This window comes from Arthrobacter sp. D3-16, from assembly GCF_054408515.1.
Genome location: NZ_CP096437.1, coordinates 3,340,778 through 3,367,121, shown reverse-complemented (window position 1 = coordinate 3,367,121; position 26,344 = coordinate 3,340,778). Strand labels below are relative to the sequence as shown.

Sequence of the window (26,344 nt, the reverse complement as noted above, 5' to 3'; positions counted from 1 at the left end):
ACGGAGCCCCAGCTGCTCCCGTCGGACGGTGGGCGCCTAACTGACCTGGGTGGCAGCCGCTGCCCGCTGTTGGGCCAGTTTTATTTCCAGGACCGCGTCCAGTGCCTGCTGGACGCGGTCTGCTGCTCCTGCCGCACTGAAGGCCTTCTGGGCTTCCTCAAGGTACACGAGGGCTTCATCGGAGTCGCCCGCAGCCTTCAGCGATTTGCCCAGGAGGAGGGAAACTTCTCCTGCCGTGTGCTTGGCGAGGACGTCGCGCTCGCCGTGGATTTCCCGGAGCTTCTCGACGGCGGCAACAATGTCACCGGTCAGGTACAGCCAGCGGGCGCGGATGAAGGCGACCTCCAGCTCATCGCTCTTGGTTCCGCCCACAATTGAAAAGGCCAATTCTGCCCGTTCGATGGAGGAAAGGGTCTCGGGCTCCACAATGCCTGCCGACAGGCGCACCGCCGCTGACGCCTTGTTAAACCTTGCCCACAGCTCAATGTCGTTGGCAGGGGACAAGAGTTTCGCCGCCCGCTCGTGGTGCTTGACCCCTTCGGTATAGTCGTGCCGCATGAAGGCGACGTTGCCCACCACCCACGCCACTTCGCCGGCAAGCTGGGACATGGCGTTTTCGTCGATTTCAGCGTGCAGCTCCTGGCAATATCGCCAGGCCTCGTCAAGACGGCCGCTCTCGGCGAGGGCGCCAATCAAGATGCGGTGAGCACCAATGCGGACCGTAGAACCGCGGGTCAATTGAACGGAGAGCCTGACGGCCTCGACGGCGGTATCAACCGCAAGTGACAGCTGGCCTTGGCGCTGCAGTACGGCTGCAAGCATTTGACGGGCACGTACCTCCAGACCTACGGATTCTGTTGCCATAGGGTGTTCCAGCAAGCGCTGGATAATCTGCTGACATTCCTGCAGGTCCCCGTGCTTCAACAGGCATTCGGCCTGCATGTAGGACATATTCCACCAGGCGCTGGTGTTCTTGCCCTCGAGGGCGATCTTGGCTGCGGTAGCAGCATGGGTCGCAGCAAGGGGATAATCCCTCAGGTCCCAGGCCTGCCGGGCATAAAGGCCTGCCAGTACATACTCCGCGTCGCTGATTGAGATCGGCTGACTCCAGGCTTCCAGCGCCTTCGGCGCCAGTTCCAGGCGTCTGGCCAGTTCCTCGATAACTTCAGCAGTCGGTTCCCGTCGGCCGGTTTCGAGCAGCGAGATGTAGCTGGGGGAGTATAGATCCTTGCCCAGTTCAGCCTGCGTCATCCCGCGTTCGAGCCGCTCCGCCCGGAGCTTTTCCCCGAATCCGTTGCCCACCCGGTGCCTCCTCTGCGGACAGTTCTTGTAGCAGGTGCTTGACAGTCCCTGTGGAAAATATTTTACAATGTATGTCAACAAGGACAGTGCTGGCTTTGTAACGAATCCGACTCGTATTGAGGATCCTAATTATGTTGAAGAAGATCGTAACTGCGGCAGCATTGGCCGGTGCTCTTGCGTTCTCTGCCGCGGCTCCGGCCGTTTTGTCGGCAGGTTCCGCCACGGACACCGCAGGCGTATCAGTAGCCAGGACGGGCAACTGGCCTGACCCTGCTTCCACGACTGAGGAGAAGAAGGGCAAGAAGGGCAGCAGCACAGGCACCACCTACACCACCTACACCGGTAACTGGCCCGATCCGGCATAAGTAGCTTCCTCACCAAAGGAGGCGAGGGAAAGCCCCGGAGCATCTGCTTCGGGGCTTTTCCCTTTCCTGTGAAGTTTCAGGAGTCGGGCAGGGGGCTCGGGGCGGGGCCGCCAGGAACGCAAAAGAGGGCCTCCGTAAGGAGACCCTCTTCTGTTTGGTCGGGATGACAGGATTTGAACCTGCGACCTCTTCGTCCCGAACGAAGCGCGCTACCAAGCTGCGCTACATCCCGATCCGCTGCAAAAGCAACTTTACAAGAATAGCTGATGCGGGTGCCTGATGCGAAATCCGCTGTCGCGGCCGGTCAGACCAGGGAGTCCTTCCATGCCCCGTGCAGGTCTGCGAAGCGTCCGCCACCACCAATCAGGTCTGCAGGCGAGCCGTCCTCCACAATCCGGCCGTCGTGGACCACCAGCACCCGGTCCGCCGTCTCTACCGTGGACAAGCGGTGGGCAATGATCAGGGCGGTCCTGCGGGCAGCGTCCGTCCCCGCCAGCAGCCGTGCCAGGCCGGTCTGAACCAGCCTTTCGGAGGGGATGTCCAACGAGGATGTGGCCTCGTCCAGGATCAGCACGGCCGGGCGGGCCAGGAACGCCCGGGCGAAGCTGATGAGCTGGCGTTGCCCGGAGGACACCCGGCCGCCGCGCTTGTTCACGTCCGTGTCATAGCCCTCAGGGAGGTCAAGGATGAATTCGTGGGCGCCCACCGCCTTGGCTGCTTCCTCGATTTCGGCGCGCGACGCTTCGGGCCGGCCCAGGGCGATGTTGTCCGCAACCGAACCGCTGAAGAGGAAAGCCTCCTGGGTAACCATCACAATGTTCCGCCTCAGATCCGTGGTGCTGAGGTTGCGGAGGTCCACTCCGTCCAGTGTGAGGGAGCCCGATGAAACATCGTAAAAGCGGGCTATCAGCTTGGCCAGGGTGGATTTCCCGGCTCCGGTCTGGCCCACCAGGGCAACGGTCTGCCCCGCGGGGATATGCAGGTTCAATGTGGGAACGATGACCGGACCGTCGCCGTAGCGGAATTCCACGTCCTTGAAATCGATCGCGCCCTTGGCGTTCTTCAGGGCGACAGGATTTTTGGGCGGCCGGACTGTTGGAATTTCCTCCAGGAGACCGGACACTTTCTCCAGCGCCGCCTGCGCACTCTGGAAGGAGTTGTAAAACATCGCCATCTGGTCCACCGGCTGGAAGAACCGCTTCGTGGAAAGGATGAGGGCCAGCAGTACACCCACCGCAAGATCGCCGGTCAGGACGCGGAATCCGCCGAAGAGCAGGACCACGGCCACGCAGACATTACCGATCAGCACCAGTCCCGGCTGGAAGATCCCGTTGAGGTTGATGGACCGGACCGTGACCAGCCTGTAGTCCTCAGCGAGTCTCCCGTAGCGTTCGGCGTTTTCCCGTTCCTTGCGGAAGGCTTTCACTGCCCGGATCCCGGTCATCGTCTCCACGAAGTGCACGATCAGTCGCGCAGACACCACCCGGGACTCCCGGAAGGCGATCTGGGAGTGCTTTTGGTACCAGCGGGCCAGGAAGTACATCGGTACGCCTGCGGCGAGCACCAGGAGGCCGCTGCGCCAGTCCAGGGCGAACACCGTTATTGCAGTGAAAATCATAAACAGCAGGCCGGACGCCAAGGAGCTGACGCCGGAATCCAGGAGCTCGCGGAGAGCCTCCAAATCTGAGGTTTGCCGGGCAATAATGCGGCCGGACGTGTACTTTTCGTGAAACTCGAGGCTCAACCGCTGGGTGTGCCGGAAAACCCGAAGACGCAGGTCAAGCAGCATGGCCTGGCTGAGCTTCGCCGTGGAGGTCACGTACAGGGCGGTGAGTCCCGCCGTCGCAATTGCTGCCAGCAGATACGCGACGCCGGTGAGCACCAGGGGCAGGTTGTCCCCGGCCTGCAGGGCGGGCAGCGCGTTGTCGATGCCGAAGGCGATCAGCGCCGGACCGGCCACCCGGGCAGCCTGAGACAGGACCACGGTGGCTATCGTGAGCCAGAACCGCAGCCGCACCGGCCGGATGAGGGACCGCAGCAGTGCCAGCGACCGCCGTCGTACTGCCCTGCTCTCGCTCTTGCTGAGGTGTGCGTTGTCTTCGTTGGCGGTGCCAAAGGTGGCCGTGCTCATCGTGTTACTTCCTCTGCCTGGTCCTCAAGGGCCGACAGCTCGGAGTCCAGGTCCCGCGGTTCCTGGTCAAGGCTGGCGATGACATAGCGGTAATGGTCGTTGCCGGCCAGAAGTTCCGTGTGGGTTCCAACCGCGGTGATGCGGCCGTCCTCCAGCAGCGCCACGCGGTCCGCCAAAGCAACTGTGGAGGGCCGGTGGGCCACGATCAGCGTGGTGGTGTCCTTCAGCACCGCCCGGAGCCGCGTTTCCACCAGTTCCTCGGTATGGACATCCAGGGCGGACAGCGGGTCATCCAACACCAGTACCTTCGGGCGTGCGGCAATGGCCCGGGCCAGGGCGATGCGCTGCCGCTGCCCGCCGGACAGGCTGAGGCCTTCCTCTCCGATCAGGGTGTCCAGGCCCTCGGGGAGTGAATAGGCGAAGTGTGCCTGCGCTACGTCCAGGGCCTCCTCGAGGACGGCATCGGTGCGCACAGGGGCGCCGAGCAGGACGTTGTCCCGGACGGAATTGGAAAACAGTGTGGTGTCCTCGAAGGCGACTCCGACGATGCGGCGGAGCTCCTCGACGTCGAAGTCCCGCAGGTCCACGCCATCGATGGTGATGGAGCCGCCCGTGACGTCGTACAGCCGAGGTACGAGCTGGATCAGGGCGCTCTTGCCGCTTCCGGTGATTCCCACCAGGGCCATCGTCTCGCCGGGGCGGAGGTCGAGGTTGATTTCCTTCAGGATTGGCTTGTCCGGAGCGTCCTCGAAGGCGAACGTGGCATTGTTGAAGCGCAGGGCGCCAGCGATATGGCCGGGCTGCCGGGGTTCAGGAGGGCTGGTAATGCTGTTGACCGAGTCCATCACTTCGAAGTGGCGGTCGACGGCGGTTTTAGCGGTGAGTGCCATGGCCAGCAGCATGCCGGAGAACTCAACGGGGGAGGCGATGACGGCTGCGGTGGCAAAGAAGGCCACCAGCGCACCAATGCTCAATTCACCGCTTGCGCACAGCATCACGCCCACCACAAGTCCCGCTCCAAGGGCGAGCTCCGGGAGCAGGGTGACCACCATGGTGAAGGTTGCCTGCTGGCGTGCCTTGTCGATCTCCGTCTGGCGCAGTTCCTCGGCTTGTTCCTCGAAGTTTTCGAGGGCTTCCCGGCTGCGGCCAAAGGCCTTGAGGACGCGGATTCCGTGGACAGACTCCTCAACGGTGGTGGCAAGGTCGCCCGCCTGGTCCTGGCTGCGGCGCGCCACCCTGCTGAAGCGGGTCCGGAACCTGAAACTGTAGGCCATGATGGGCACGGCGGCGGCCAGGAAGATGAGGGCAAGTTGCCAGCTCATGGCAAACATCACGCCGATGCCGATGATCACCGTGAGGGTGGTGACCACCAGCATGATGGCGCCGAAGGCCATCCAGCGGCGCAGGAAGTTCAGGTCCGTCATGGCGCGGGAGAGCAGCTGCCCGGATCCCCAGCGGTCGTGGAATGAAACGGTCAGGTCCTGCAGGTGGCCGTACAGCGAAATCCGCATCCGGGTTTCCACCGAAGTGGCCGGATTGATAACAAACTGCCGGCGGAGGGCCACCAGCCCGGCCTCCGCCACGCCCAGCACCAAGATGAGGCCGGCCGAGATCCACACGGCTTCCGGGGTGCCCCCCGGCCCAAGCGATTCATTGATCAGCACCCGGAGGACCTGGGGGATGGCCAGGGCAACCACGCTGGCCAGAAGTGCGCACAGAAGTCCCAAGAGAAGCCGGGGGATGATCGGCCTGACATGGGGATAGAGACGGCTGATGGATCGAAAAAATGGAGTTTGCTTGGCCATGCCCGCTTCTCAAGCTCTAAATCGAATGTAGTTTCCCGTAGCAACTACCCTATGCCATGGCGTGAGGCGATTCACAGGCTTCGGGACCGCATTCAAAGGTTGGCCAGTTATTGCTTCTCGCAATGTCCGCTGCGCATAACCGTCCCGTTGCCCTGTCCGTCCGCGCTCCCAAAACACCCGCGTGGGAGCGCGGGCTGGCAGCGCAGCAGAGTCAGTTGGGCGACGTGAGGGTGAGCAGGACTGCCTCCGGCCTGCACGCGATGCGGACCGGGGCGAAGCGGGAGGTGCCGATGCCGCCGGAGACGTTGACCGGCGTCGTGCTTCCGTTGCTTTGCCAGTCATTAAGCCCCTTGGCCCGCCACGTGGGAAGGTCGCAGTTGGACACCAGGGCGCCATAGCCAGGGAGGCACAATTGGCCGCCGTGGGTGTGCCCCGCGAGCAGGAGGTCGGCGCCGTCCTCGGTGAAGTGATCGAGCACGCGCTGGTAGGGAGCGTGGATGACGGCGACCTTGAGGTGCGGGGTGGCGTTCTGGTTGACGGTGCCCCGGGGCCATCCCGCGTAACGTTCGCGGTTCAAGTGCGGATCATCCACTCCGGAGAAGTCGAAGCGGATACCCTTCAGGACCACGGACTGGTGGCGGTTGGTCAGGTCCACCCAGCCGCCCATCCCGAAGCCGGAACGCAGCCGCGGCCAGTCCAGCACCGTGGGTTTGGGCTTGGCCTTGGAGGGTCCCAGCAGGTAGGAGGCGGGGTTTTTCAAACTCGGTGCGAAGTAGTCGTTGGAGCCGGGGACAAAGACGCCGGGGAACTCCAGGAGGGGACGGAGGGCCTGCAGGAGCGGGTCCACGGCCTTGGCATGACTGAGGTTATCGCCGGTATTAACCACCAGGTCCGGCCTAAGACCGGCCAGGGATTCCAGCCAGGCAGCCTTCTTTTTCTGGCCCGGAACGAAGTGGATGTCGCTCAGGTGCAGGATGCGGAACGGTTCCTGCCCGCGTGGCAGGATGTCGAGCGTTTCTTCGCGGAGGACAAACTGGTTCCTCTCCCACAGGCCATAGCCGAAGGCGGCCATTCCTGCCACAATCCCGGCCCCGGCGGTAACGGCAAAGCCGCGCCCGATGCTTCGGGCGCGGCTGGCCAACGCACTTGCTGCGATCATCCTGCTAGTCGTCATCGTTCCCGCTGCCGTTTGCGTTGCCGTTGCCGTTGTTGCTCGGCTGCTCGGGTGCGGGCTGCGGGGCGGCCGGCGCAGCCGGAGCTGCGGGTGCCGGCGCCCGGGTGGCCCTCGGCGCGGTAGTAGCGGGAGTCCTCGTGTTGGTTCCGCCGCCGCCGTTCAGCAGATTGCTGGGCGGCGCGGGGAAGGGCTCGGTGCCGTAAGCCGGCGCGATCTGCGACATGAATTTGGAGAACATCGGTCCGGCAATCATGTAGCCGTCAATGCCCTGGTAGAACTTCCCGTTGACCGTGATGTTCTGGCCGGACCGGTCCTGCGCGCCCAAGGCGTCACCGAACCAGGCAGCGGTGGCAAGGCCGGTGGTGTGGCCAACAACCCAGGTGGAACCGTTGTTGTTGGACGTACCGGTCTTCGCGCCGATCGGGAAGCTCGTGCGGGTGGAGATCCGGGGCTGGATCAACGAACCCGATCCCCGGTTGAGGACTTCCTGCAGCGCGTAGTTCACACCGCGGGCAACCTCCGGCTTCACCGCATCCCGGCAGCTCGTGGACTGGGCCGGAAGCTGCTTTCCGGTCTGGTCCGTGACTGCGGTGATGGCGATGGCCTCACAGAACTTTCCGTCGTTGGCGAACGTCGCGAAGGCGCTCGCCATGGTCAGCGGGGCCGTCTGGGTGGAACCCAGCAGGTTGCCCAGCGTCGACATGTTGATCTTGGGGTTCGGTTCGCCGTCAGCCGGGAGCCCGCCGTGGAGTCCGGTCGCGTCCACGATCTTCTGGATTCCACAGAAGTCCAACTGGGCTGCGGAGGCGAAGGTGACGGTGTTGATGGAGTTGTAGAGGCCTTCAAGGACGGACAGCGGCCGGTACCACTGCGGCTCCGCGTTCTGCAGGTCGTCCGCTGCGCCGAGTGCTTTCTGGGCGGTGTTGTACGCACCGGTGACCTGGCCGCAGGTGTTGCGCCATGGGAAGTTCAGCGGGTAGCGGCGCTGGGCTGCGTTGACCACGGTGTTCATGGACTTGCCCTCGTTCAGCCACTCGGCGAACGTGAAGGGCTTCATGGTGGAGCCGGGTTGCGCGCCGCCCAGGCCGTTTAGGTCGTTACCGTCCTTGTCCAGCTTGTCCACGTTGAAGTTCACTTGCGAGTCGAAGGAACCTTCGGCCGGCAGGAACGTGGTGTTCTGGGCCATCGAGACGATTTTGCCGCTGTTGGGCTGCACGGAAACCATTGCCGCGCCCCACTTGTCCGGGTTGGCGCCGGCAGAGGCGTTGACCTGCTCCTGGGCGGCTGCCTGTGCCTTCGGATCCAGGGTGGTGGTGATGGTGAGGCCGCCGCCGTAAATAAGGCGCTTACGCTCGTTGAGGTCCTCACCGTAGGCCGGGTTGTTTTCCAGCAAGTGGAGCACGTAGTCACAGAAGTACGGCGCGGTGGAAGCATAAGCGCAGCCCTGCTTAGGCTGCGTCACCTTGGTCTCCACGGGAGTGGCGACGGCGGCATCGTAATCGACCTGGGTGATTTTTCCCTGGCTAAGCATCAGGCTCAGAACCAAGTCGCGGCGCTGCTTGGCGTTTTCCGGGTTGTTGATGGGGTCGAACGCGGACGGGCTGTTGACCAGGCCGGCCAGCAGCGCAGCCTGGGGAAGAGTCAGGTCCTTGGCGGTGGTGCTGAAGAAAAAGCGGGATGCGGCCTCGATGCCGTACGCGTCGCGGTTGAAGAAGACGATGTTCAGGTAGCCCTCAAGGATCTGCTCCTTGCTGAACTCCTTCTCCAAGGCGATGGCGAGCTTCATTTCGCGGAGCTTGTCGCCCACACCCTTGTTGACGCCATTGAGCTTGATGTCCTCGTCCCGGCCCTCGGCGGCGAGATTGGAGTTGAGGACGTTGTTCACGTACTGCTGGGTGATGGTGGAGGCGCCCTGCCGGTTCCCGCGTGCAGTGCTGACCACTGCCCGCAGGATGCCCGTGGTGTCCACACCGCCGTGCTCATAAAAACGGCTGTCCTCGACGGCGATGACAGCTTCCTTCACGAACGGCGAAATCTGGTCCAAGGCAACCTTGGTCCGGTTCTCCTTGTAGACGCTGGCGATCTCGCTGCCGTCCGCTGCGAGGATCCGGGTGGTCTGGTTGGGCGGGTCAACCTTCAGCTCTGCCGGAAGGGTGTCGAAGAACTCGATCGAACCGCTGGCTGCGCTGCCTGAGACAGCTGCCGCAGGGACCAGCAGGCCTGCTACCAGGACACCGCAAATTGCACTCACGCCAAGGAAGACTAGGATCTTTCCGAGGGTGGTGGCAGTGTCGAATAATGGGTTCTTACGAGTCGCCATGTTTTCCACTTTACCGGCAAGGACTAGTCTTTCTCTCATGACCAAATGGGAGTACGCCACGATTCCGCTCATTATTCACGCCACAAAGCAGATTTTGGACCAGTGGGGAGACGACGGCTGGGAGCTCGTCCAGGTGGTCCCCGGACCCGACGGAAACGGTCTGGTTGCCTACCTGAAGCGGGAGAAGCAGTAGTATGAGCGCCTCCGCAGAAGCCCAGTCGGGCACCGCTGCCGCGCCGATGTCAGCTGTTGAGCAGCGGCTTGCCGAGTTGGGAATCTCACTTCCCGAGGTTGCCGCGCCGGTCGCCTCCTACGTTCCGGCAGTGATTTCCGGCAGCCACGTGTACACCTCCGGACAGCTGCCCTTCGTCAACGGCAAACTCGAAGCCACCGGCAAGGTTTCTGCCGGCACCGGAGGGTTTGCGGACGAGCCCACCGTTTCCCCCGAGGATGCACAGCGGTTCGCCGCAATCTGCGCCGTCAACGCCCTGGCCGCCGTCAAGAGCGTCATCGGGGACCTGGACCGCATCACCCGCATCGTCAAGGTTGTGGGATTCGTCTCATCCGACCCCTCCTTTACAGGACAGCCTGGCGTTATCAACGGTGCGTCGGAACTGCTGGGCCGCGTCCTTGGTGAGGCAGGCCAGCACGCACGTTCCGCCGTCGGCGTTTCTGTCCTTCCGCTCGACTCTCCGGTAGAGGTCGAACTGATCGCCGAATTCAGCTAGGACCGGTCGTTTCCTTTGCCTCAGCTCGCCCGACGCCTCTTTGCACTTCCCCAGGATCTTGAAGGGGCAGCGCAGAGCTGGCTCGAACACGGCGAACGGACCCCGCGGGCCGCGCGCCTCGCTTCATCCGTTGTCCTGCTGCGTGATTCTCCCACCGGCCTGGAAACGTGGTTGGCCTACCGGCCCGGTTCCTCGCCGCTGGGGGTCCTCGCGTTTCCCGGGGGGTCCCTGGACGCTGCCGACGACGACCCCGTCGGCTGGCTGGGCCCCTCGCCCCAGCATTGGGCTGAGCAGATGGGAACGGACGACGTCGGGCTGGCGCGACGCCACGTGCTGGGCGCCATCCGGGAACTCTTTGAGGAAACCGGCCTACTGCTTGCCGGCGCCGACATGGCGAGCACCGTCGAGGCCACGTCCACGCCGGAATTCATGCGCGCCCGCCTGGCCGTTGCCGAGCAGGAAAAGACCTTTCCGGAGGTCCTGGCCAAGCGCGGGCTGTCCGTCCGGACCGACCTGCTGAAGTCGCTCGTGAACTGGCGCAGCCCCGACTTCGCACACCGCAGGTTCGACACCCGCTACTTCGCAGCCACCGTGCCCCTGAACCAGCAGCCCACACTGCTGGAAGGCAGGGGGGTGTGGGGCAGGTGGGTGAACGCCGCCGATGTCATCGCCGCTCGTGACACCACAGCCCTCGGCGACGAGGTGGGCCAGGAAAACACCGTGGGCCGCACCCTCGGCGAACTCCTGGTACCGGGGTCCGAGATCATGCTCGAAAAGATGGCCGCTGCCAACGGCTGTATCGCCTACCTCAGCTACAAACGCAAGGCGCATGTGTACCAGCCGCACCTCGTGGAAGAAGACGGCAAGCTGCTGCTCGAAGTGGAAGCTGCGAAAACCGTCGCGGGGGACCCCCAGCGCGAACGCTAGATGCGGCGGAGCGTGGAATACGGGCGGCTTGGAAGGTTCCCTGCCGTCCACGGCCGAACGGACGGTTCCAGCGGAATCTGCCCCCGGCCGTCCTTGATCACCAGGACCACCGTGCCGATTACCGCGGCAAGGGAAGCCAGGCCCAACAGGATCAAAACAACAGCCATCGCCACGGTCATCGCTATGCACCTCTAGGCCTCATTTTACCGCTGTTCACCTGCGAGGAGCCGTGGTGAAGCCTGCTCTACGGTGCCCCACCACCCAGCCCGACGCCCCATCACTTTCCGTAGGTTCGGACGGACGCCCCATCACCTTCCGCCCGCCCCGAACCCTCTCTCACTTGATGTGCCTTTACCCCGAACCCTCTCTCACTCGATGTGCCTTAAAACCCAACGCTCTCCCACCCGTGAACTGCTCTCCGGAAGTTGGACTGAGAAATTCAGTTCCGACTTCCGGGGAGCAGTTTTATGGGTGCAAGTAGTTCATTATCTGAGGCGCAGCGTGAGGCGGCTGTAGCGTTGTTTGAGAGGGTATCGGGTATCGGGCGGTGGCTCGGTTGCTGGATGCGCCTTGGGTGCCGGTCAGGGCACTGTATGGGCGGTGGAGGATTCATGGGCAAGGAGTGCTGGTGAGCAGGCCGGTGAAGTCATACTCTTTCGAGTTCAAGCTGGCCTTGGTGCAGCGGTTCCTCGCGGGCAAGCCCGGTCCGGATCTGGCAGTGGAGGCTGGTTTGGCCTCCCGTGAGCTGCTGCAAAAGTGGGTCCGGGCGTATCGTCTGGAGGGTGAGGACGGGTTGCGGCCAAAGCCCAAAGGCAGACCGCGGAAACCTGATGCCCTGCCGCCTGCGGAACTGCCGGAGCTTGAGCGGTTGCGGCGGGAGAACGAGCGGCTGCGCGCCCAGGTGGCGTACCTGGGAAAACTGCGGGCCTTGAGGGAACAGGGACGACGGTAAGGTTCAGGCCGTCGTTGCCCTCAAGGTTGACTATCCGCTTGGTGTCCTGTTTGGACGTCGCCGGGCTGGCGAGATCCACGTTCTTCTATCACCAGCTCCGGCTCCATGGGCCCGATCCGAAAGAGAAGCTCAAAGCGGCGGTCACGGAGATCTTCGAAATGAACCATGGCCGGTACGGGCATCGGCGGGTCCATACGGAGCTACTCAAGCAAGGGTGGACGGTCGCGAAGAAGACCGTGCTGAAGCTGATGCAGGCACTCGGGTTGGCCTGCAAGGTCCGGCGCAGGAAGCGCTACAACTCCTACCAGGGCGACCAGGGCGCGGTAGCGCCCAACGTGCTGAACCGGGAATTCGAGGCTGATGCACCGAACCAGAAGTGGGTAACCGACGTGACGGAGTTTCGCGTCGGTGACCGGAAGCTTTACCTCTCACCGGTCATGGACCTCTTCGACCGGCAGATCATTTCTTACTCGCTGGGCTTGTCCCCGAACCTGGCGCTCACCAACGATTCACTGCGTGAGGCCCTGACCTGCCTGCAGCCGGGTCAGCAGCCGCTGGTGCACTCGGACCAAGGTTTCCAATACCGCCATGCCTCCTGGCGCACCCTCATCGAGAACGCCGGCGGGGTCCAATCCATGTCCCGCAAGGGCAATTGCTACGACAACGCCGTCATGGAGAACTTCTTCGGCCACCTGAAGGAAGAACTCTTCCACCGCGTCCGATTCCTCAACACCGACGCACTGGCAGCTGCAATAGAGGAATACATCCACTGGTACAACAACAAAAGAATCTCCACAAAGCTCAAGGGCCTGAGCCCGGCGCAATACCGGGCCCAGACCCTTGCAGCCTAGAATCCCATTTAGCCAGTCCAACTAACGGGGACCAGTTCACCCGGTTCACCCGGGTGGGAGAGCGTTGGGGGAAAGACCGCATTAAGTGAGAGAGCGTTGGCGACCGGCCGCCGGAACCAGCTCCTTAACCCCGCAGGCAGGCCCGGTAGGCGGCCATGGCCTGGCCGTAGCTGCCCTGCGCCGCCACGTCTGCAGGCCGCGCGGGTTTGACTGGCTTTGTGCACACCGGCCGGGCAGGATCCACTGCTGCCACCGTCACATCAACAGTGACCACAGTGCCCGATTCAGCTGCGGTGAGGACCAGGGCCCCGACACCTGCAGCGGCACCCGAGGGAACGGGCACGTTGACGTTTGCCGCGCCGGCTTCCACCGACACGGATCCGAGCTGGGTTACGGTGCCGGCAGAGTCTGTAAACACCGCTGTTAGTGCCTTGTTGACCGGGCTGCCGAGCGACGTCAGGTCCAGCTTCGACGCCGACAGGGTGATGGCCTCACCGGGCTTGACCTCGCCGGGGGTGGTGTTCGTGACGGACACGGAGCGACGGGCAAAGTCAGGCGAGACGGGGCTGCTCTTCTGCAGGTATCCGATCCAGGCATCCCGGTCCACCAGGCCTGAATCCCTGGTGTTGGACCCTTCAGTGAAAATCCGGAAGTTGTCACCGCCGGTGGCCAGGAAGCTGAACGTACCCACCCGGTAGGACTTGGCCGGATCGAGCATGGCCCCGTTCACCCGGACGGAGGTGATGCGGTCCCCGGCAGGCCGGGCTGCATCGTACGTGTAGTTGACGTTTTTGGACAGGCCAAGCTGGATATACGCCCGGCTGGGTACCGTGCCGTCCGGGTTGGTTTGCCACTGCTGTTCCAGCAGCGTCTTGAACTGGGCACCTGTCAGGGACGTGGTCCAGAGATTGTTCACGAACGGCAGCACCGCGTTCGCCTCGGCGTACGTGATGATACCGTCCGGGGCGTAGTAGAGCTCGTTCCGCAATCCACCCGCATTGACCACGCCGATTTCGGCGCCGCCCAGTTCCGCTGGTTGCAGTGACGCCAGCAGGGAATCGGCCACCAGGTTGCCCAGGGTTGATTCGCTGCCGCGGTCATCACGTTTGGCAACACCGGCGGCGTCCGTGGTGAAGGCGGTAGTGATGTCCGCCGTAACAGCGCCAACGGGCTGGTTGCCCACGACGGCGGCATCCGCGAGTGCCTTCTTGACGATGGCGTCGACGGCGGCGACGCGCGGGTAGGCGGCGATCAGGTCAGCGGCCGGATCGGTGGTCCGCTTGACGTTGCCGGCCTTGTACGCCGTCACTTCCCTGGTGGCGGTATCCACGGTGAGCTGGATCTGCCCCACGTTTTCGCCGTAGTTGCCCGTCTGGACGATCGGGCGGGTTTTGCCTTCGACGCCCGGGACCGGGGCGTCCCAGGAGTACTCCTTGTGGGTGTGCCCGGTGAAGATCGCGTCGACCGCCGACGAAGTCCCGGTGACCAGCTTCGCGAACGGTCCGCCGGCTGCCACTTCCTCCTCCAAGGTGGCGCCTTCCACCGTTCCCGAACCCGCGCCGTCGTGGTTTTCCACGATGATGACGTCGGCCAGTTTTTCCGCAGTGATCCGGGCAGCTGCCCGGTTGATCGCCTCCACCGGGTCGCCGAACTCAAGGTCCGCGACGCCGGCCGGCGTCACCAGGGAGGGGACTTCCTGCGTGACGGTGCCGATGACGGCCACCTTGATCCCGTTCATGTCCAGGACGGTGAACTCGGGAAGGACGGGCTCGGTGGTGCCCTTCCTGTACACGTTTGCTCCCAAATAGGGGAACTTCGCGTTGCCACCTCCGGCGATGACGCGGTCCCGGAGGTCCGGCCAGCCGCCGTCGAACTCGTGGTTCCCCACGGCAGATGCGCGAAGCTCCAATGCGTTCAGCACGTCGATGGTGGGCTGGTCCTTCGCGACGGCGGACGCAAACAGCGACGCGCCGATGTTGTCGCCGGCCGATAGCAAGGCCGTGGCGCCGGGCGCGGTTGCGGCCCGGAGCTTCTCAACGGTGCCGGCGAACTGGACCGTGTTGGCGTCGATCCTGCCGTGGAAGTCGTTGATGCCCAGGAAATTCAGGTCAACGGTGGCGGGTGCGGACTCCAGGTTCAATCCGACGATCACAGGGTCATGGTCGCTGGCGCGGTACTGGTCCGGTACGTAGTAATCGGTGACGTTGTTGTTGTAGCGGCTGTACTCCAGAGCTACGGATTCCACTGAGTTGATGTTCCAGATGTCGGCTCCGGCGACCGCGGCGTCCGCTGCCGGGGAAGCCAGGATGTGATCCAGGGAGCCCACCATTCCGCCGAACAGGTAGGAGTGCTTGGCGGTGCCGTCGGCGTTGCGTGCCTTCTCGTCCTGGTTGACGTAGCCCTCGGCCGTGAAGACGTTGATGGGGTCTTCCTTGGCGTACGCATTGAAGTCACCGATGAGGAAGACCTTGTCCGTGCCCTTGGACTGCTGCAAGGACTTGGTGAACTCAAGGAGGGACTTTGCCTGGGCTGTACGCGCCAGGTTCGATGCACCCTGTCCCTTGTCCGTATCCTCCGGAGTGGCAGCGGAGCCCTTGGACTTGAAGTGGTTGGCGATGGCGATGAATTCTGTCCCGGTGCCACCGCCCACTGGCTTGAAAACCTGGGCCAGTGGCTTGCGTGCGCTGGCGAATGCCACGGTGTCGTTGTGGATGACGGACTCACCCACAGGTTCGGCAACGGCCTTCTTGTAGATGAAGGCGGTGCGGATCATGTCCTCGTCGCTGAGCGGCGGCGCCTCGGCAGGCGAACGGACGTAATCCCAGATGCCCGGAGTCTGAACGTTCAACGCATCCACCAGTTTGGCCAGGGCATCATCCCGGTTCTTGCCGAACTGTGCGGAATTTTCGATCTCCATCAGCGTGACCACATCTGCGCCGGCCTTGGTGATGGCCGCGACAATCTTGTGCTGCTGCCGTTCGAAGTTCTCGGCGTTGGCGGCGCCGCGGGCATCACAGCCACCGCTGACCGTGATGGGGTTGCCGGCCCGGTCCTTGTAGAAAGTGCAACCCGGCAAGGTGTCGCCCGTGGTGGGGAAGTAGTTGAGGACGTTGAAGGAGGCCATCTTCAGGTTGCCTCCCACCGGGGCGGGAGCGTCAGTGCGGGTGGCGCCGAAGGTGGCCGGCTGTACCGTGGCCATGTTGCCCGGCGTCAGGTGGGTCAGCGGCTGGAGTTTCCAGGCATTGTTGGCATAGCCAAGGACCACGTTGGTGGTGAACGTGGCGGGGGAGCCCACCCGTATCGGGTCAACGGTGGTCAGGTACGGCAGGACCTGCGCCTTGGTTGCTGCGTCCTTGAGGAAGTTGGTGCTGGAGCCGTCGTCGAGCTTGATGCCCCGGACGGCGTTCTCAGCAACCGTTGCCGTGTATTCGGCTGAGCCGTAGGGGGCGACGGCGGTGGGCTGGACCAGCGGAGTTGTTCCGCCGGCGAGGCCGATCTCGCCGTACTGGTTCAGCGAGTAGTTGTCCGTCACCGTCAAGGGGCCCTGGGGTGCCAGGAGCATGCCTTCCAGGGATTCCCGGAAGGTCTCGTTGGCAGGCAGCGTGAAGGCGGTGGCCTTCACTTCGGGTGCAGCCTCCGTCAGCTTGGTGAGCCCTGCCGCTGCGGTGACGTTGAGCTGGGTCATGCCGAAGTACTCGGCCACCGTGCCCGTCACCTGAACGTGGTCTCCGATTTGAACTGAAGCCGCTGTAGCGGGGGAGTAGACGAAGATCCCGTCCGACACCACATGGTTTGTTGCCGTCAGATCCCCGCCTGTTCCCGGGGTCTGCACGTAGTAGCCGTTGAGCCCGCCAGTGGGGAAGACTGCAGTGACCTTGCCCGTGGTGGTCACCGTGGACCCGGTCAGCGGGCTTTGGGTGCCCGTGCCTTGGATTTCGGCGATGGTCCGGGTTGATGGGGTGGGCACGGGCTCAGGGTTCGGATCTGGCGTGGGATCCGGACCCGGCGTGGTGGTGCCACCCGACGCCGTCGGGGTAATGCCGGCACTGAGCGAGAAGTCCTCGGAGTTGCTGTTGCTGTCCCCGCCAGCTGCACGGTTAAGGCTCTTGACGTCGGTGTTGGCTGACGGTGCCGGGGCCGCCTTCGTTTCGAAAGTGTTGGAGGTGCCGTAGCCGAGGAGGTCCGCAACGCCGGCAGGCTCCACCTGGGAACCGGTGCCCAGCGTGACGGCGGTGCGCTGCTTTGCCAGGACGAGTGTCCCGGCGCTGCCGGAGGGGTTGATGTCGGTGGCCACCAGGTCCGGTGCCGGCAGGTCTGCGCCTGCAGCGCCACCGTTGTTGGTTCCTCCCTGGATGAGGTAGTGCCCCTTGGCCGGGATGGAACCGGTCAACACAGCGACGCTGGTGGGGGGTGCCGTGGCGGCTGCAGCACGGTACTGAACCGACCAGCCGTCCAAGGAAACCGGAGCGTCCGAGGAGTTGTACAGTTCAACGAATTTGTTCTTGTAGGCAGCGCCGGCGCTGCCACCGCTGAGATAGGCCTCATTGATGACAACGGGCGAGGTTCCCGCCGCGGCTGAGACCTCCGCGGCGGAGTCGGCAGCAGCAGGAAGCGCCGCGAAGGGAGCTATCAGCCCCGCCGACAGCGCTGTCCCCAGCGCCAGTTTCCAAGGTGTTTGATGCATCCGCTCTTACTTTCAGAAGGGTCTCCCCTGTAGGGGAGCCGATGGAAGGTGTTCAGGCTCATACCAATGGACAAGGGCCCGGATCCTGCTCCTGGTCAAGTGGTATCCGGCACATCACAACAGCGCTGAATGAACGCAAGGTTGATAGCGCGTGCATTCGGCGGGACGTTCCCCAGCGGAGCATCCCTCCCCACCGGCCGGTGCTCCAGTAGCCCGGTCCGGTGATGCTGTCAGCAGTGGTTCGTTGGGTAGCCGGAACCCGATGTGCCGGCCATCACAAAAGGATACCGGCCGGTAGCTTGAGGGGAAGCTCTGGCTGGCACTTCTTCTAATATTCTTGGTGTTCAATGCCAGGCAGGGGCGCCGGGTTCGGCGGCGATATCTCTCCGCCGTTGGAGGACGGCGGAGATGCGGGGGTCTGACACGTTCGATGATCCGCCCCGGCTGGTCCGGCCCGTTCCGGCACATTTGCCCGCAGTTGCAGGACAAACGAAGGACCCCTGCCGGCCAGCATGCTGGCGGACAGGGGTCCCAATCGCGGAAGGTAAGAGATTCGAACTCTTGGTACGGGGTTACCGCACACTAGTTTTCAAGACTAGCTCCTTCGGCCGCTCGGACAACCTTCCTCGACTAGTAGTGTTTCATAGGCACTTGCCTGCAACAAAACAGAGACCGGAAGCTGTCCGGTGCACACTGGTTGCAGCCAGTATTCAGTCAGAAACGGGAGTGTTCCATGAAAGCCGTCTACATATCCGAACCGGGCGGCCCGGAAGTGCTGGAGGTCCGCGAGACGGACGCTCCGGTACCCGGATCCGGGGAGGTGCTGATCGACGTCGTGGCCGCCGGCCTGAACCGCGCGGACGTGCAGCAGCGCAGGGGTTTTTACCCCCCGCCGCCCGGCGCGTCGGAAATTCCGGGGCTGGAGGTTTCCGGGCGGATCGCAGGCTTTGGCCCTGGCGTCAGCAAGCCCTTTTCCCTTGGTGACAAGGTGGTGGCACTGCTGGCCGGCGGCGGATATGCCCAGCAGGTGGCGGTACCGGCAGAGCAGGTCCTGCGGGTACCCGACGGTGTGGACCTGGTCACGGCGGCGTCCCTGCCGGAGGTGGCCGCCACGGTGTACTCAAATCTCGTCATGACAGCCCAGCTTCAGGCCGGCGAGACGGTCCTGATCCACGGCGCCACGGGCGGCATCGGCACCATGGCCATCCAGCTGGCTAAAGCGTTGGGCGCCAAAGTAGCAACGACGGCCGGCACGGATGAAAAGGTAGGGACGGCAAAAGCCTTCCTTGGTGCCGACATCGCGATCAACTACGTCGAAGAAAGTTTCCCTGTGAGCCTCCGCGAGCAGAATGGCGGGCGGGGAGCAGACGTGATCCTCGACGTCGTGGGTGCCAAGTACCTGGCGCAAAATGTGGACGCGCTCGCCGACTACGGGCGGCTGGTGGTGATTGGCCTGCAGGGTGGAACCAAAGGGGAGCTGGACCTGGGACAGCTCCTGAAGAAGCGGGCTGCGGTGGTGGCAACGGCGCTAAGGCCCCGACCAATTGAAGAAAAAGGTGCCATCATGAACGCCGTCCGGGATGCCGTCTGGCCACTGGTCACCGACGGCAGGATCCGGCCGCTGGTGGCCAAGACCTTCCCGCTGGACCAGGTCCAGGCTGCCCATGTGTACTTCGACAGCGGCGATCATGTGGGGAAGATCCTCCTGCTGATGTAGGTCCTCTTCTAAATACTGAGTATTGCCTACAAGGCCCTCCCGCGTTACGCTCCCACCTACGCGGTATGCACTGACCACCGGATGGTGGTGCACGCCGACGCTTCAAGCGCAAGGAGCGCCATGTCCATCCGCCACAGCCTCCTGGCCCTGCTGCAGGACCAGCCGCGCTACGGCTACCAGCTGCGGGCCGAGTTTGAAAACCGCACGGGAGCCACCTGGCCGCTGAACATCGGGCAGGTGTACACCACCCTGGACCGGTTGGAACGCGACGGCCTCGTCTCCAAGGACGGTGACGACGGCGAGGGCCACGTCGTCTACAGCATCACCGACGCCGGCGCAGCGGACGTGGGGAGCTGGTTCACGGCCCCGGTGGAGCGAAACGCCCCGCCCCGCAATGAGCTTGCCATCAAGCTGGCTCTCGCCGTCACCAGCCCGGAGGTGGACGTGCAAAGCATCATCCAGGCGCAGCGGGTGGCTTCCATCAGGGCCCTGCAGGTCTACACGAAGGCCCGCCGGGACACCGCCACGAACCAGCGCTCGGCAGATACCGCGTGGCTGCTGGTGCTTGATTCCCTGATCTTCCAGACTGAAGCGGAGGTCCGCTGGCTGGATCTTTGTGAAGCCAGGATGGTCCAGCAGGCGCAGTCCGCCGGGCCGGCACGCAAGACGTCCAACGGGGTTACGGAAGGCGCCGCTCCGCTTAACACTGACGGCCGACGGTGAGCGTCCAGGGCCGGCACACCTGACAGCGGGCCGCTATCGCACGCGGTCCCGGCACTCGGCAATTAGGTCACTTAATTGGGTCTTTTTGATTGTTCCCAACAGGCTTACCGTGGGGTTCAGGAGCCGCCCGGCCAGGGCGGCGGGAACCCAGGAGGACTTTCCATGACAACGCACGTCGCAGACTGCAGCGTAACGAACTGTTCCTTTAACGACCACACGAATTGCAATGCCGCCGCCATCACCGTGGGCGGGGCGGAGAACCACGCACACTGCGCCACGTTCATTGACACCGGAATGCACGGCGGGCTGCCCAAGGTGCTGGCCGACGTCGGAGCGTGCCAGCGCTCCGAATGCGTCCACAATGACCACCTGATGTGCAAGGCAGCTGAAGTGCATGTTGGGCCTGGGGCCGACAACGCTGACTGCCTCACCTATTCGCACGCCTAGCAACTCTTTCCGCCACTGGCGGGAGCCAGGGCCTCCGTCCGGAACACCGGATGGGGGCCCTCTTTGCTTGGGGCCGTGCGCCGGTCGGTGCCGCGGGCGGCAGCCGCAGCATGTCGCTTGGCGCCGGCTGTCAGCCGTTCGGCGCAGGGTCTTTCCTACAGCTGCAAAATCAGCCCCGATCCGCACCTGTCGTTGGTAGGGTGCCTGACAGCAGAAACGGAAAAAATCTCAAGGAGGAGACATGGCCGAAACGCCTGATCGATGGAGCGCAGCCCGGGGCGAAGGTGCGGTTGCCACCGACACCGATCTCCCGCCCTCTGCCCTGGACGAAAAGGTCCGCGAGGCGGAAGAGAAAAAATGGACACCGGGGAAGATCGCCCTCTGGGCAGCGATTGCCCTGCTGGGTGGCGTGGCGTGGTTCATGCTCGCGATCATCCGTGGCGAGACGGTGAACGCCATCTGGTTCGTGTTCGCCTCGGTCTGCACTTACCTCATCGGTTACCGCTTCTATTCCAAGGTCATCGAGCGATACATCACCCGGCCAGATGACCGCCGGGCCACCCCCGCAGAGTATAAGGCGGACGGCAAGGACTACGTCCGCACGGACCGCAACGTGCTGTTCGGCCACCACTTCGCTGCCATCGCCGGCGCCGGACCGCTCGTAGGCCCCGTCATTGCAGCCCAAATGGGGTACCTGCCCGGCACTATCTGGATCATCATCGGCGTCGTCCTGGCCGGCGCAGTGCAGGACTACCTGGTCATGTTCTTCTCCATGCGGCGCGGCGGGCGCTCGTTGGGACAGATGGCCCGGGAGGAACTGGGCGTCATCGGCGGCACCGCAGCCCTGATCGCCACGCTGCTGATCATGGTCATCATTGTGGCCATCCTGGCCCTGGTAGTGGTTAACGCCCTTGGGGAAAGCCCCTGGGGCGTCTTCTCCGTTGGCATGACCATCCCCATTGCGCTGTTCATGGGCGTGTACCTCCGCTACCTGCGGCCCGGCAAAATCATGGAAGTTTCCCTGATCGGCTTTGTCCTGCTGATGGCGGCAATCATCGGCGGCGGCATTGTTGCTGAGACCCCCTGGGGCGCCGACATCTTCACCCTCGACAAGGTCACCATTGCCTGGGGACTCATCATCTACGGCTTCATCGCAGCCATCCTGCCGGTGTGGCTGCTCCTGGCCCCCCGGGACTACCTGTCCACGTTTATGAAGATCGGCGTGATCGTTATGCTGGCGCTGGCCATCATCGTGGTCCGGCCCGAAATCACCGTCCCGGCCTTCAGCGAGTTTGCCAGCAGGGACAACGGCCCGGTCTTCCCCGGCGCACTGTTCCCCTTCCTGTTCGTCACCATCGCGTGCGGCGCCCTCTCCGGGTTCCACGCCCTGATTTCCTCCGGCACCACGCCGAAGCTCGTCGAAAAGGAACGGCAGACCCGTTTCATCGGCTACGGCGGAATGCTGATGGAGTCGTTCGTGGCCATCATGGCCCTGGTCGCTGCAATCTCGATCGACCGCGGCCTCTACTTCGCCATGAACGCGCCTGCCGCCCTCACCGGCGGAACTGTTGAGACGGCCGCCACCTGGGTCAACAGCCTGGGCCTGGCCGGCGTCAACATAACCCCGGACTTCCTCGCGCAGACCGCCGCGAACGTTGGTGAGGAAAGCATTGTTTCGCGCACCGGTGGTGCGCCGACCCTCGCCGTCGGTCTCGCACACATCATGCAGCAGTTCATCGGCGGCACAGCGATGATGGCGTTCTGGTACCACTTCGCCATCATGTTCGAGGCCCTCTTCATCCTCACGGCAGTGGACGCCGGCACCCGCGTGGCCAGGTTCATGCTGCAGGACTCCATTGGCAACTTCGTCCCCAAGTTCAAGGAGCACTCCTGGCGGCCCGGCGCCTGGCTCTGCACCGCCATCATGGTGGGCGCCTGGGGAGCCGTGCTGCTGATGGGCGTGACCGATCCGCTGGGCGGCATCAACACGCTGTTCCCGCTGTTCGGCATCGCCAACCAGCTGCTCGCCGCCATCGCGTTGTCCGTCTGCCTGGCCATCGTCGCCAAGCAAGGAACCTTCAAGTACCTGTGGATCGTGGCGCTTCCCCTGGCCTTCGCCGCTGTGGTCACCATCACGGCGAGCTACCAGAAGATCTTCTCGTCCACCCCGGCAGTGGGTTACTTCGCCAACAACGCAGCCTTCAGCAAGGCACTGGCGGAAGGGAAGACGGAGTTCGGCACCGCGAAGTCCGTGGCAGCCATGGAGGCCGTGGTGCGTAATACCGCCATCCAGGGCTGGCTGTCGGTGGTCTTCGTGGTGCTGAGCATCATCGTGATCGCGACGGCGCTGCTCGCCACTGTCAGGGCGTTCCGCAACCGGGCGGACGCCACAGCTGCCAGGGGCAATGAGGACCCTGCCAGGCCTTCGCGGGTCTTCGCACCGGCCGGGCTCATTCCGACGCCGGCCGAGCGGGAGCTGATGGCTGAGTGGGACAAGGTCCCGGCCGAGCTGAGGTTCGAGAGGGCAGGGCACCACTGATGAGTTCCGGACTCGCCGCGGTTGCCAGGGGCTTCCAGGGGTTCGCGCGCTATTTCGGCCGCGTGCTGGGAGCGGATGCCTACGCGAAGTACCTGGAGCACCACCGGGCTGCAGGCCATAGCACTCCGCCCCTGGGCGAACGCGAGTTTTGGCGGGACCGGACGGACCGCCAGGACTCCAATCCCCAGGGCCGGTGCTGCTGATTGAGCCTGCAGCGGACAAACCGCCCAGCGTGCTTCATGGAGTGGACTGCGGGCGGATTGCTCGTGAGAGTATGAACGCATGAGCGATCCGAAAGACACTCAGGCACCTGAGGACCTCCCGGTAGAGGGCACCACCATTGACGACGGACAGCCGGCACCTGCACCGGCTGTCTCGGACAACGGTGGCAAGAGAGGCAGCAACCTGCAGGATTTGGTGGATGAACCAGCCAAGGTGATGCGGATCGGAACCATGATCAGGCAGCTGCTGGAAGAGGTGAAGTCCGCACCGCTGGACGACGCCGCCCGGGGCAGGCTCGCCGAAATCCACGAGCGCTCCATCAAGGAGCTCGAGGACGGGCTTGCCCCTGAGCTGGTGGAGGAACTGGACCGGATAAGCCTCCCCTTTTCGGACGAGGCCACACCCTCGGACGCTGAGCTTCGCATCGCCCAAGCCCAGCTGGTGGGTTGGCTGGAGGGCTTGTTCCACGGCATCCAAACGGCCATTGCCGCCCAGCACGCCGCCCGCGAGCATGCGGCCGCGCAACTGCAGCTCCGCCAGCTCCCTCCCGGCACCGTGATTGCGCCCGGCGTCGTAATCGGGGAGAACGGAGAGCCCCAGCGTGCGTCAGCCGGCCACCGGCCGGGTGCTCCGGCGCGACCAGGGCAGCCCAATGAGCCGGACCACGGTCCGGGACAGTACCTCTAGGGTCGTTGGGCTTTTTCAGCGCCGCCAGGCAGGGGCGCAAGGACGACGCGGAGCTTGGGAAGGGATTGTGGCGCCGGGCCCACGACCGCTTCCACCGTGGGCTGGACCGTTTTCACCAGGTCCTCGAAGGGGTCGAGGACGACCAGCTCTACGGGGAACTGGTGGACATTGCCAACGAGCTGGCCGCACTGCTGGACCGCGTCAGGGCAGTTTGTGTGGCGGCTCAGCAGCGGTCACCCAGCGATGGCTTGGACATCCCGGTTGCCCTCGCGGCTGTCCACCGCTCGCTGTCCAAGGCGGGCAACTCCCTCGCCACCACCGCCGAGGCCGCTGCCATGCTCCGTCTTGCCGTAGGTCCCGTCCCAGTGGGAGCAGCCTCCGTGCGGCGCCGCGCGGAGGCAGTGTTCCAGCAGGTGGCCGACGCCGAGAGGCAGCTGCGGGAGGAAAGCCTGGGCTCCAGGCAAGAGGATATTCCTGGTTAAGCGTGTGGCTTACTCGGCCCCGATCGTCCTGTTCCGGGCAGCTGGTTTGGCAAGATGTGAAGCATGACTTCTTCACCGACACTGACTTTCAACGACGGTAACCAGATCCCCCAGCTCGGCTATGGCGTATGGCAGGTTGAGGACGGAGTGGCGGAAAAGGTTGTCCGCCAGGCCTTCGAGGCGGGCTACCGCCACATCGACACCGCCAAGATCTACGGCAATGAGGCGGGCGTTGGCCGGGCCATCGCCAGCTCAGGCCTGTCGCCGGAGCAGCTGTTCATTACCACCAAGCTGTGGAACTCCGACCAGGGCTACGAGTCCACCCTTGCCGCTTTCGAGGACTCGATGGACCGGCTGGGCCTTGAGACCCTGGACCTTTACCTGATCCACTGGATGACGCCCAAGCGGGACAAGTACGTGGATACTTGGAAGGCCCTGATCGAGCTGCAGAAGCGCGGGCGCGTCAAGTCGATCGGTGTTTCGAACTTCACCGTGGAAGGCCTGGAGCGGCTCATTGATGAAACGGGCGTGGTCCCGGCCATCCACCAGATCGAGCTTCACCCGTACTTCAGCCAGCGCGAACTGCGCGAGTACGGCGCATCCAAGGGGATCCTGACGCAGGCCTGGTCACCGCTGGGCCAGGGTGGGGAGCTCCTCGAGGATGCAACGGTGGCGTCCATCGCCGCCAAGCACGGTGCAACGCCTGCACAGGTTGTTATTGCCTGGCACCTTGCCCTCGGCATCGTGGTTATCCCCAAGTCCGTCACCGAGTCCCGGATCCGTGAAAACTTCGCGGCACTGGATGTTTCCCTGGACGCGGACGACGTCGAGGCCATCAACGCACTGGACCGGAGCGCCAAGGGTGAAGGCCGTATCGGCGCCGATCCTGCAGTTGCCGATTTCGCTTAAGCTGAACCGCACGCCGGCCTAAGCCGGCCCGTTGACCCGCGTTGCCTGGGTGTTCCCCCGGGCAACGCGGGTCACTGCTTTTTGTAAGGCCTGGTTTTTTCGCCGGCCTCGGGTCAGGCGGCCATACGGACGTGCTGCACCGGGACGGCATCCACGATGGCCCAGCTGTCTTCGCCGGCACAGTGGCGGCTGGCGAACCGCTCGGCTTCCGCCAAGCTGTCAAAGACTTCCGCGCGGGCGCGGCCGCAGTCGGCATCGAAGTAGGTGACGTGAAATTCCTGTACTGATTGGTTTTCCATAAATCCAGTGTGCAACCGGGGTCTGACATTCCCCGGGTATCACCCGCGCGTGTTGCCCAGCCGGAGGACCCGTTCCTGCGCGAGCATCGCCGAGCGCGCTGCTTTATCCGCGGCCCGCACCGCCTGTTTAGCCTCGGCGGTGGCACCTGCCAGCCTTTTGCGGCACCGCTCCAACTGGTCTTCGGCCGCTCTAAGTCGGGTCCGAAGGTCCGTTGTTTCCTCTTGCAGCCGGGCAATTTCAGACCGTGTTTCATCGGCCTGGATTTCCAGGTCCCGGGCCAATTGTGCGGTCTCGGCTTCTGCCGCCTGCGCCTCGGCCAGGGCGGCTTTCGCTTTCTCCAGCGCGGGTGGTGACGTTGGCCGCGGTGCCTGCCGGACTGCCTCAAGCCTCGGCCTGTCCGGCGTGGGCCGGACGGCGCCTTCCGCCGTCGTACTCTTTGCCTGTTCCTTGCGCGCCTGTTCCTTCCGCGGGGCCGCCTTCGGGGGAGCGGGAGCTGTCCTGGGTGCGGGGAGTGCGGAGGGGACCGCGACTGAGCCCTCGAGCTCCACGGCATTCACGCCGTCGGCCGAAAGTGTCTTCAGGAGCCGTCCGCTCTGGACAGCAGCGGCTGCGCCTTCATCCGCGGTCAGGGCCCGCAACGTCTCCTCGACGTCGGTCGCCATGGCATCGCTAAGGGAGCGGCCCTGTTGCCGGGCAACAGAGCGGGCGGTGTCGACGGCGGCCGCCAGCATGGTGCGGCGCTCCCGTCCCAGCTCCCGAAGCGCCGCCGCGTCCAGTGACGTTTGCGCCCCGCGCATCCTGCCGCCGAGGTCTGCCAGGCCGGCGAGGACGTCCGGTTGGTGCAGGGCCAGCATGTTCACCGCCCAGGCGGCAACCGATGGCTTTGGCAGGGCCCGTACTGCTGCTCCAAGTTCCTTGTCCGAACCGGCCGCTTCCTTCGCTGCGGAAGCGCGTGCTGCCACAAAGTCTTCCATGGGCTTGGCATAAAGCTCGTTCGCGATCTCTGCCAGGGCCTCGTCTTCCATGCACGCCATCTTAGGTCCCGGTGGAGCCGGGACAGGACACTCCACAGGAACGCG

The 26,344-nt window shown here is 64.1% G+C and carries 23 protein-coding genes and 2 tRNA genes; 14 read left to right on the top strand and 11 right to left on the bottom strand.

All coding sequences use genetic code 11. The features are described 5' to 3' along the window. Nucleotides 1-36: 36 nt before the first annotated feature. Complete coding sequence (locus M1D32_RS15695) at nucleotides 37-1,302, bottom strand: helix-turn-helix domain-containing protein (RefSeq protein ID WP_458779543.1); 1,266 nt, start codon at nucleotides 1,300-1,302, stop codon at nucleotides 37-39. A 131-nt stretch (nucleotides 1,303-1,433) separates the two neighbouring features. Between M1D32_RS15695 and M1D32_RS15690 the strand changes: the two genes are divergently transcribed. Then, complete coding sequence (locus M1D32_RS15690) at nucleotides 1,434-1,667, top strand: hypothetical protein (protein ID WP_458779542.1); 234 nt, start codon at nucleotides 1,434-1,436, stop codon at nucleotides 1,665-1,667. A 155-nt stretch (nucleotides 1,668-1,822) separates the two neighbouring features. Here M1D32_RS15690 and M1D32_RS15685 read toward each other — a convergent pair. From M1D32_RS15685 to M1D32_RS15665, 5 genes are all read right to left on the bottom strand, one after another. Further along, nucleotides 1,823-1,899 (bottom strand) — tRNA-Pro (locus M1D32_RS15685). A 72-nt stretch (nucleotides 1,900-1,971) separates the two neighbouring features. Further along, nucleotides 1,972-3,798 (bottom strand): ABC transporter ATP-binding protein, encoded by a 1,827-nt coding sequence (locus M1D32_RS15680; RefSeq protein WP_458779541.1) that lies wholly within the window; start codon nucleotides 3,796-3,798, stop codon nucleotides 1,972-1,974. Next, a complete protein-coding gene (locus tag M1D32_RS15675) occupies nucleotides 3,795-5,603 on the bottom strand; it encodes an ABC transporter ATP-binding protein (RefSeq protein WP_458779540.1) in 1,809 nt (602 codons plus the stop codon). Before M1D32_RS15675 ends, M1D32_RS15680 begins: the two co-directional genes overlap by 4 nt. A 211-nt stretch (nucleotides 5,604-5,814) precedes the next feature. Continuing rightward, the gene (locus M1D32_RS15670) at nucleotides 5,815-6,762 is read right to left on the bottom strand and encodes a metallophosphoesterase (protein WP_458779539.1); all 948 of its coding nucleotides are present in this window, start codon (nucleotides 6,760-6,762) and stop codon (nucleotides 5,815-5,817) included. Nucleotides 6,763-6,766: 4 nt separating this feature from the next. Further along, on the bottom strand, nucleotides 6,767-9,097 hold the full coding sequence (locus M1D32_RS15665) for a transglycosylase domain-containing protein (RefSeq protein WP_458779538.1): 2,331 nt from the start codon (nucleotides 9,095-9,097) through the stop codon (nucleotides 6,767-6,769). A gap of 37 nt (nucleotides 9,098-9,134) precedes the next feature. Between M1D32_RS15665 and M1D32_RS15660 the strand changes: the two genes are divergently transcribed. From M1D32_RS15660 to M1D32_RS15650, 3 genes are read left to right on the top strand one after another with little or no spacing between them, the layout of a single operon-like run. Beyond that, nucleotides 9,135-9,290 carry a DUF4177 domain-containing protein gene (locus tag M1D32_RS15660; protein WP_003797879.1) on the top strand — a complete coding sequence of 52 codons (156 nt, stop codon included), beginning with the start codon at nucleotides 9,135-9,137 and terminating at the stop codon, nucleotides 9,288-9,290. Nucleotide 9,291: 1 nt separating this feature from the next. Then, complete coding sequence (locus tag M1D32_RS15655) at nucleotides 9,292-9,825, top strand: RidA family protein (protein ID WP_458779537.1); 534 nt, start codon at nucleotides 9,292-9,294, stop codon at nucleotides 9,823-9,825. Nucleotides 9,826-9,840: 15 nt separating this feature from the next. Beyond that, nucleotides 9,841-10,752 (top strand): NUDIX hydrolase, encoded by a 912-nt coding sequence (locus tag M1D32_RS15650; RefSeq protein WP_458779536.1) that lies wholly within the window; start codon nucleotides 9,841-9,843, stop codon nucleotides 10,750-10,752. Here M1D32_RS15650 and M1D32_RS15645 read toward each other — a convergent pair. Beyond that, nucleotides 10,749-10,931, bottom strand: a complete 183-nt coding sequence (locus M1D32_RS15645) for a hypothetical protein (RefSeq protein WP_458779535.1) — start codon at nucleotides 10,929-10,931, stop codon at nucleotides 10,749-10,751. The genes M1D32_RS15650 and M1D32_RS15645 overlap by 4 nt on opposite strands. A 449-nt stretch (nucleotides 10,932-11,380) precedes the next feature. Between M1D32_RS15645 and M1D32_RS15640 the strand changes: the two genes are divergently transcribed. Continuing rightward, complete coding sequence (locus tag M1D32_RS15640; protein ID WP_458778638.1) at nucleotides 11,381-11,704, top strand: helix-turn-helix domain-containing protein; 324 nt, start codon at nucleotides 11,381-11,383, stop codon at nucleotides 11,702-11,704. 41 nt (nucleotides 11,705-11,745) lie between these two features. Beyond that, nucleotides 11,746-12,555 (top strand): IS3 family transposase, encoded by an 810-nt coding sequence (locus M1D32_RS15635; protein WP_458782209.1) that lies wholly within the window; start codon nucleotides 11,746-11,748, stop codon nucleotides 12,553-12,555. A 124-nt stretch (nucleotides 12,556-12,679) separates the two neighbouring features. On the opposite strand, the gene M1D32_RS15630 is transcribed toward M1D32_RS15635, so the two are convergent. Both M1D32_RS15630 and M1D32_RS15625 read right to left on the bottom strand, forming a co-directional pair. Further along, entirely contained in the window at nucleotides 12,680-17,239 is a 4,560-nt protein-coding gene (locus tag M1D32_RS15630) for an ExeM/NucH family extracellular endonuclease (protein WP_458779534.1), read from the bottom strand. Nucleotides 17,240-17,777: 538 nt separating this feature from the next. Further along, nucleotides 17,778-17,865 (bottom strand) — tRNA-Ser (locus M1D32_RS15625). Between the two features lie 107 nt (nucleotides 17,866-17,972). Between M1D32_RS15625 and M1D32_RS15620 the strand changes: the two genes are divergently transcribed. The 8 genes from M1D32_RS15620 to M1D32_RS15585 all read left to right on the top strand — a co-directional run bounded on the left by M1D32_RS15620 (nucleotide 17,973) and on the right by M1D32_RS15585 (nucleotide 24,965). After that, nucleotides 17,973-18,956, top strand: a complete 984-nt coding sequence (locus M1D32_RS15620) for an NAD(P)H-quinone oxidoreductase (protein WP_458779533.1) — start codon at nucleotides 17,973-17,975, stop codon at nucleotides 18,954-18,956. A gap of 120 nt (nucleotides 18,957-19,076) precedes the next feature. Then, nucleotides 19,077-19,679 carry a PadR family transcriptional regulator gene (locus M1D32_RS15615; RefSeq protein WP_458779532.1) on the top strand — a complete coding sequence of 201 codons (603 nt, stop codon included), beginning with the start codon at nucleotides 19,077-19,079 and terminating at the stop codon, nucleotides 19,677-19,679. Between the two features lie 162 nt (nucleotides 19,680-19,841). After that, entirely contained in the window at nucleotides 19,842-20,126 is a 285-nt protein-coding gene (locus M1D32_RS15610) for a DUF1540 domain-containing protein (RefSeq protein WP_066273802.1), read from the top strand. A gap of 241 nt (nucleotides 20,127-20,367) precedes the next feature. Continuing rightward, nucleotides 20,368-22,665, top strand: a complete 2,298-nt coding sequence (locus tag M1D32_RS15605; protein WP_458779531.1) for a carbon starvation CstA family protein — start codon at nucleotides 20,368-20,370, stop codon at nucleotides 22,663-22,665. Next, nucleotides 22,665-22,868, top strand: a complete 204-nt coding sequence (locus M1D32_RS15600; RefSeq protein ID WP_458779530.1) for a YbdD/YjiX family protein — start codon at nucleotides 22,665-22,667, stop codon at nucleotides 22,866-22,868. Before M1D32_RS15605 ends, M1D32_RS15600 begins: the two co-directional genes overlap by 1 nt. Nucleotides 22,869-22,947: 79 nt before the next feature. Next, nucleotides 22,948-23,574, top strand: coding sequence for a bacterial proteasome activator family protein (locus M1D32_RS15595; protein ID WP_458779529.1), 627 nt, complete (start codon nucleotides 22,948-22,950; stop codon nucleotides 23,572-23,574). Between the two features lie 5 nt (nucleotides 23,575-23,579). Further along, complete coding sequence (locus M1D32_RS15590; RefSeq protein ID WP_458779528.1) at nucleotides 23,580-24,056, top strand: hypothetical protein; 477 nt, start codon at nucleotides 23,580-23,582, stop codon at nucleotides 24,054-24,056. A gap of 63 nt (nucleotides 24,057-24,119) precedes the next feature. After that, entirely contained in the window at nucleotides 24,120-24,965 is an 846-nt protein-coding gene (locus M1D32_RS15585) for an aldo/keto reductase (protein ID WP_458779527.1), read from the top strand. A gap of 113 nt (nucleotides 24,966-25,078) precedes the next feature. On the opposite strand, the gene M1D32_RS15580 is transcribed toward M1D32_RS15585, so the two are convergent. Further along, nucleotides 25,079-25,264, bottom strand: a complete 186-nt coding sequence (locus M1D32_RS15580) for a hypothetical protein (protein WP_458779526.1) — start codon at nucleotides 25,262-25,264, stop codon at nucleotides 25,079-25,081. 39 nt (nucleotides 25,265-25,303) lie between these two features. Continuing rightward, entirely contained in the window at nucleotides 25,304-26,290 is a 987-nt protein-coding gene (locus M1D32_RS15575; protein ID WP_458779525.1) for a hypothetical protein, read from the bottom strand. Between the last annotated feature and the right edge of the window lie 54 nt (nucleotides 26,291-26,344).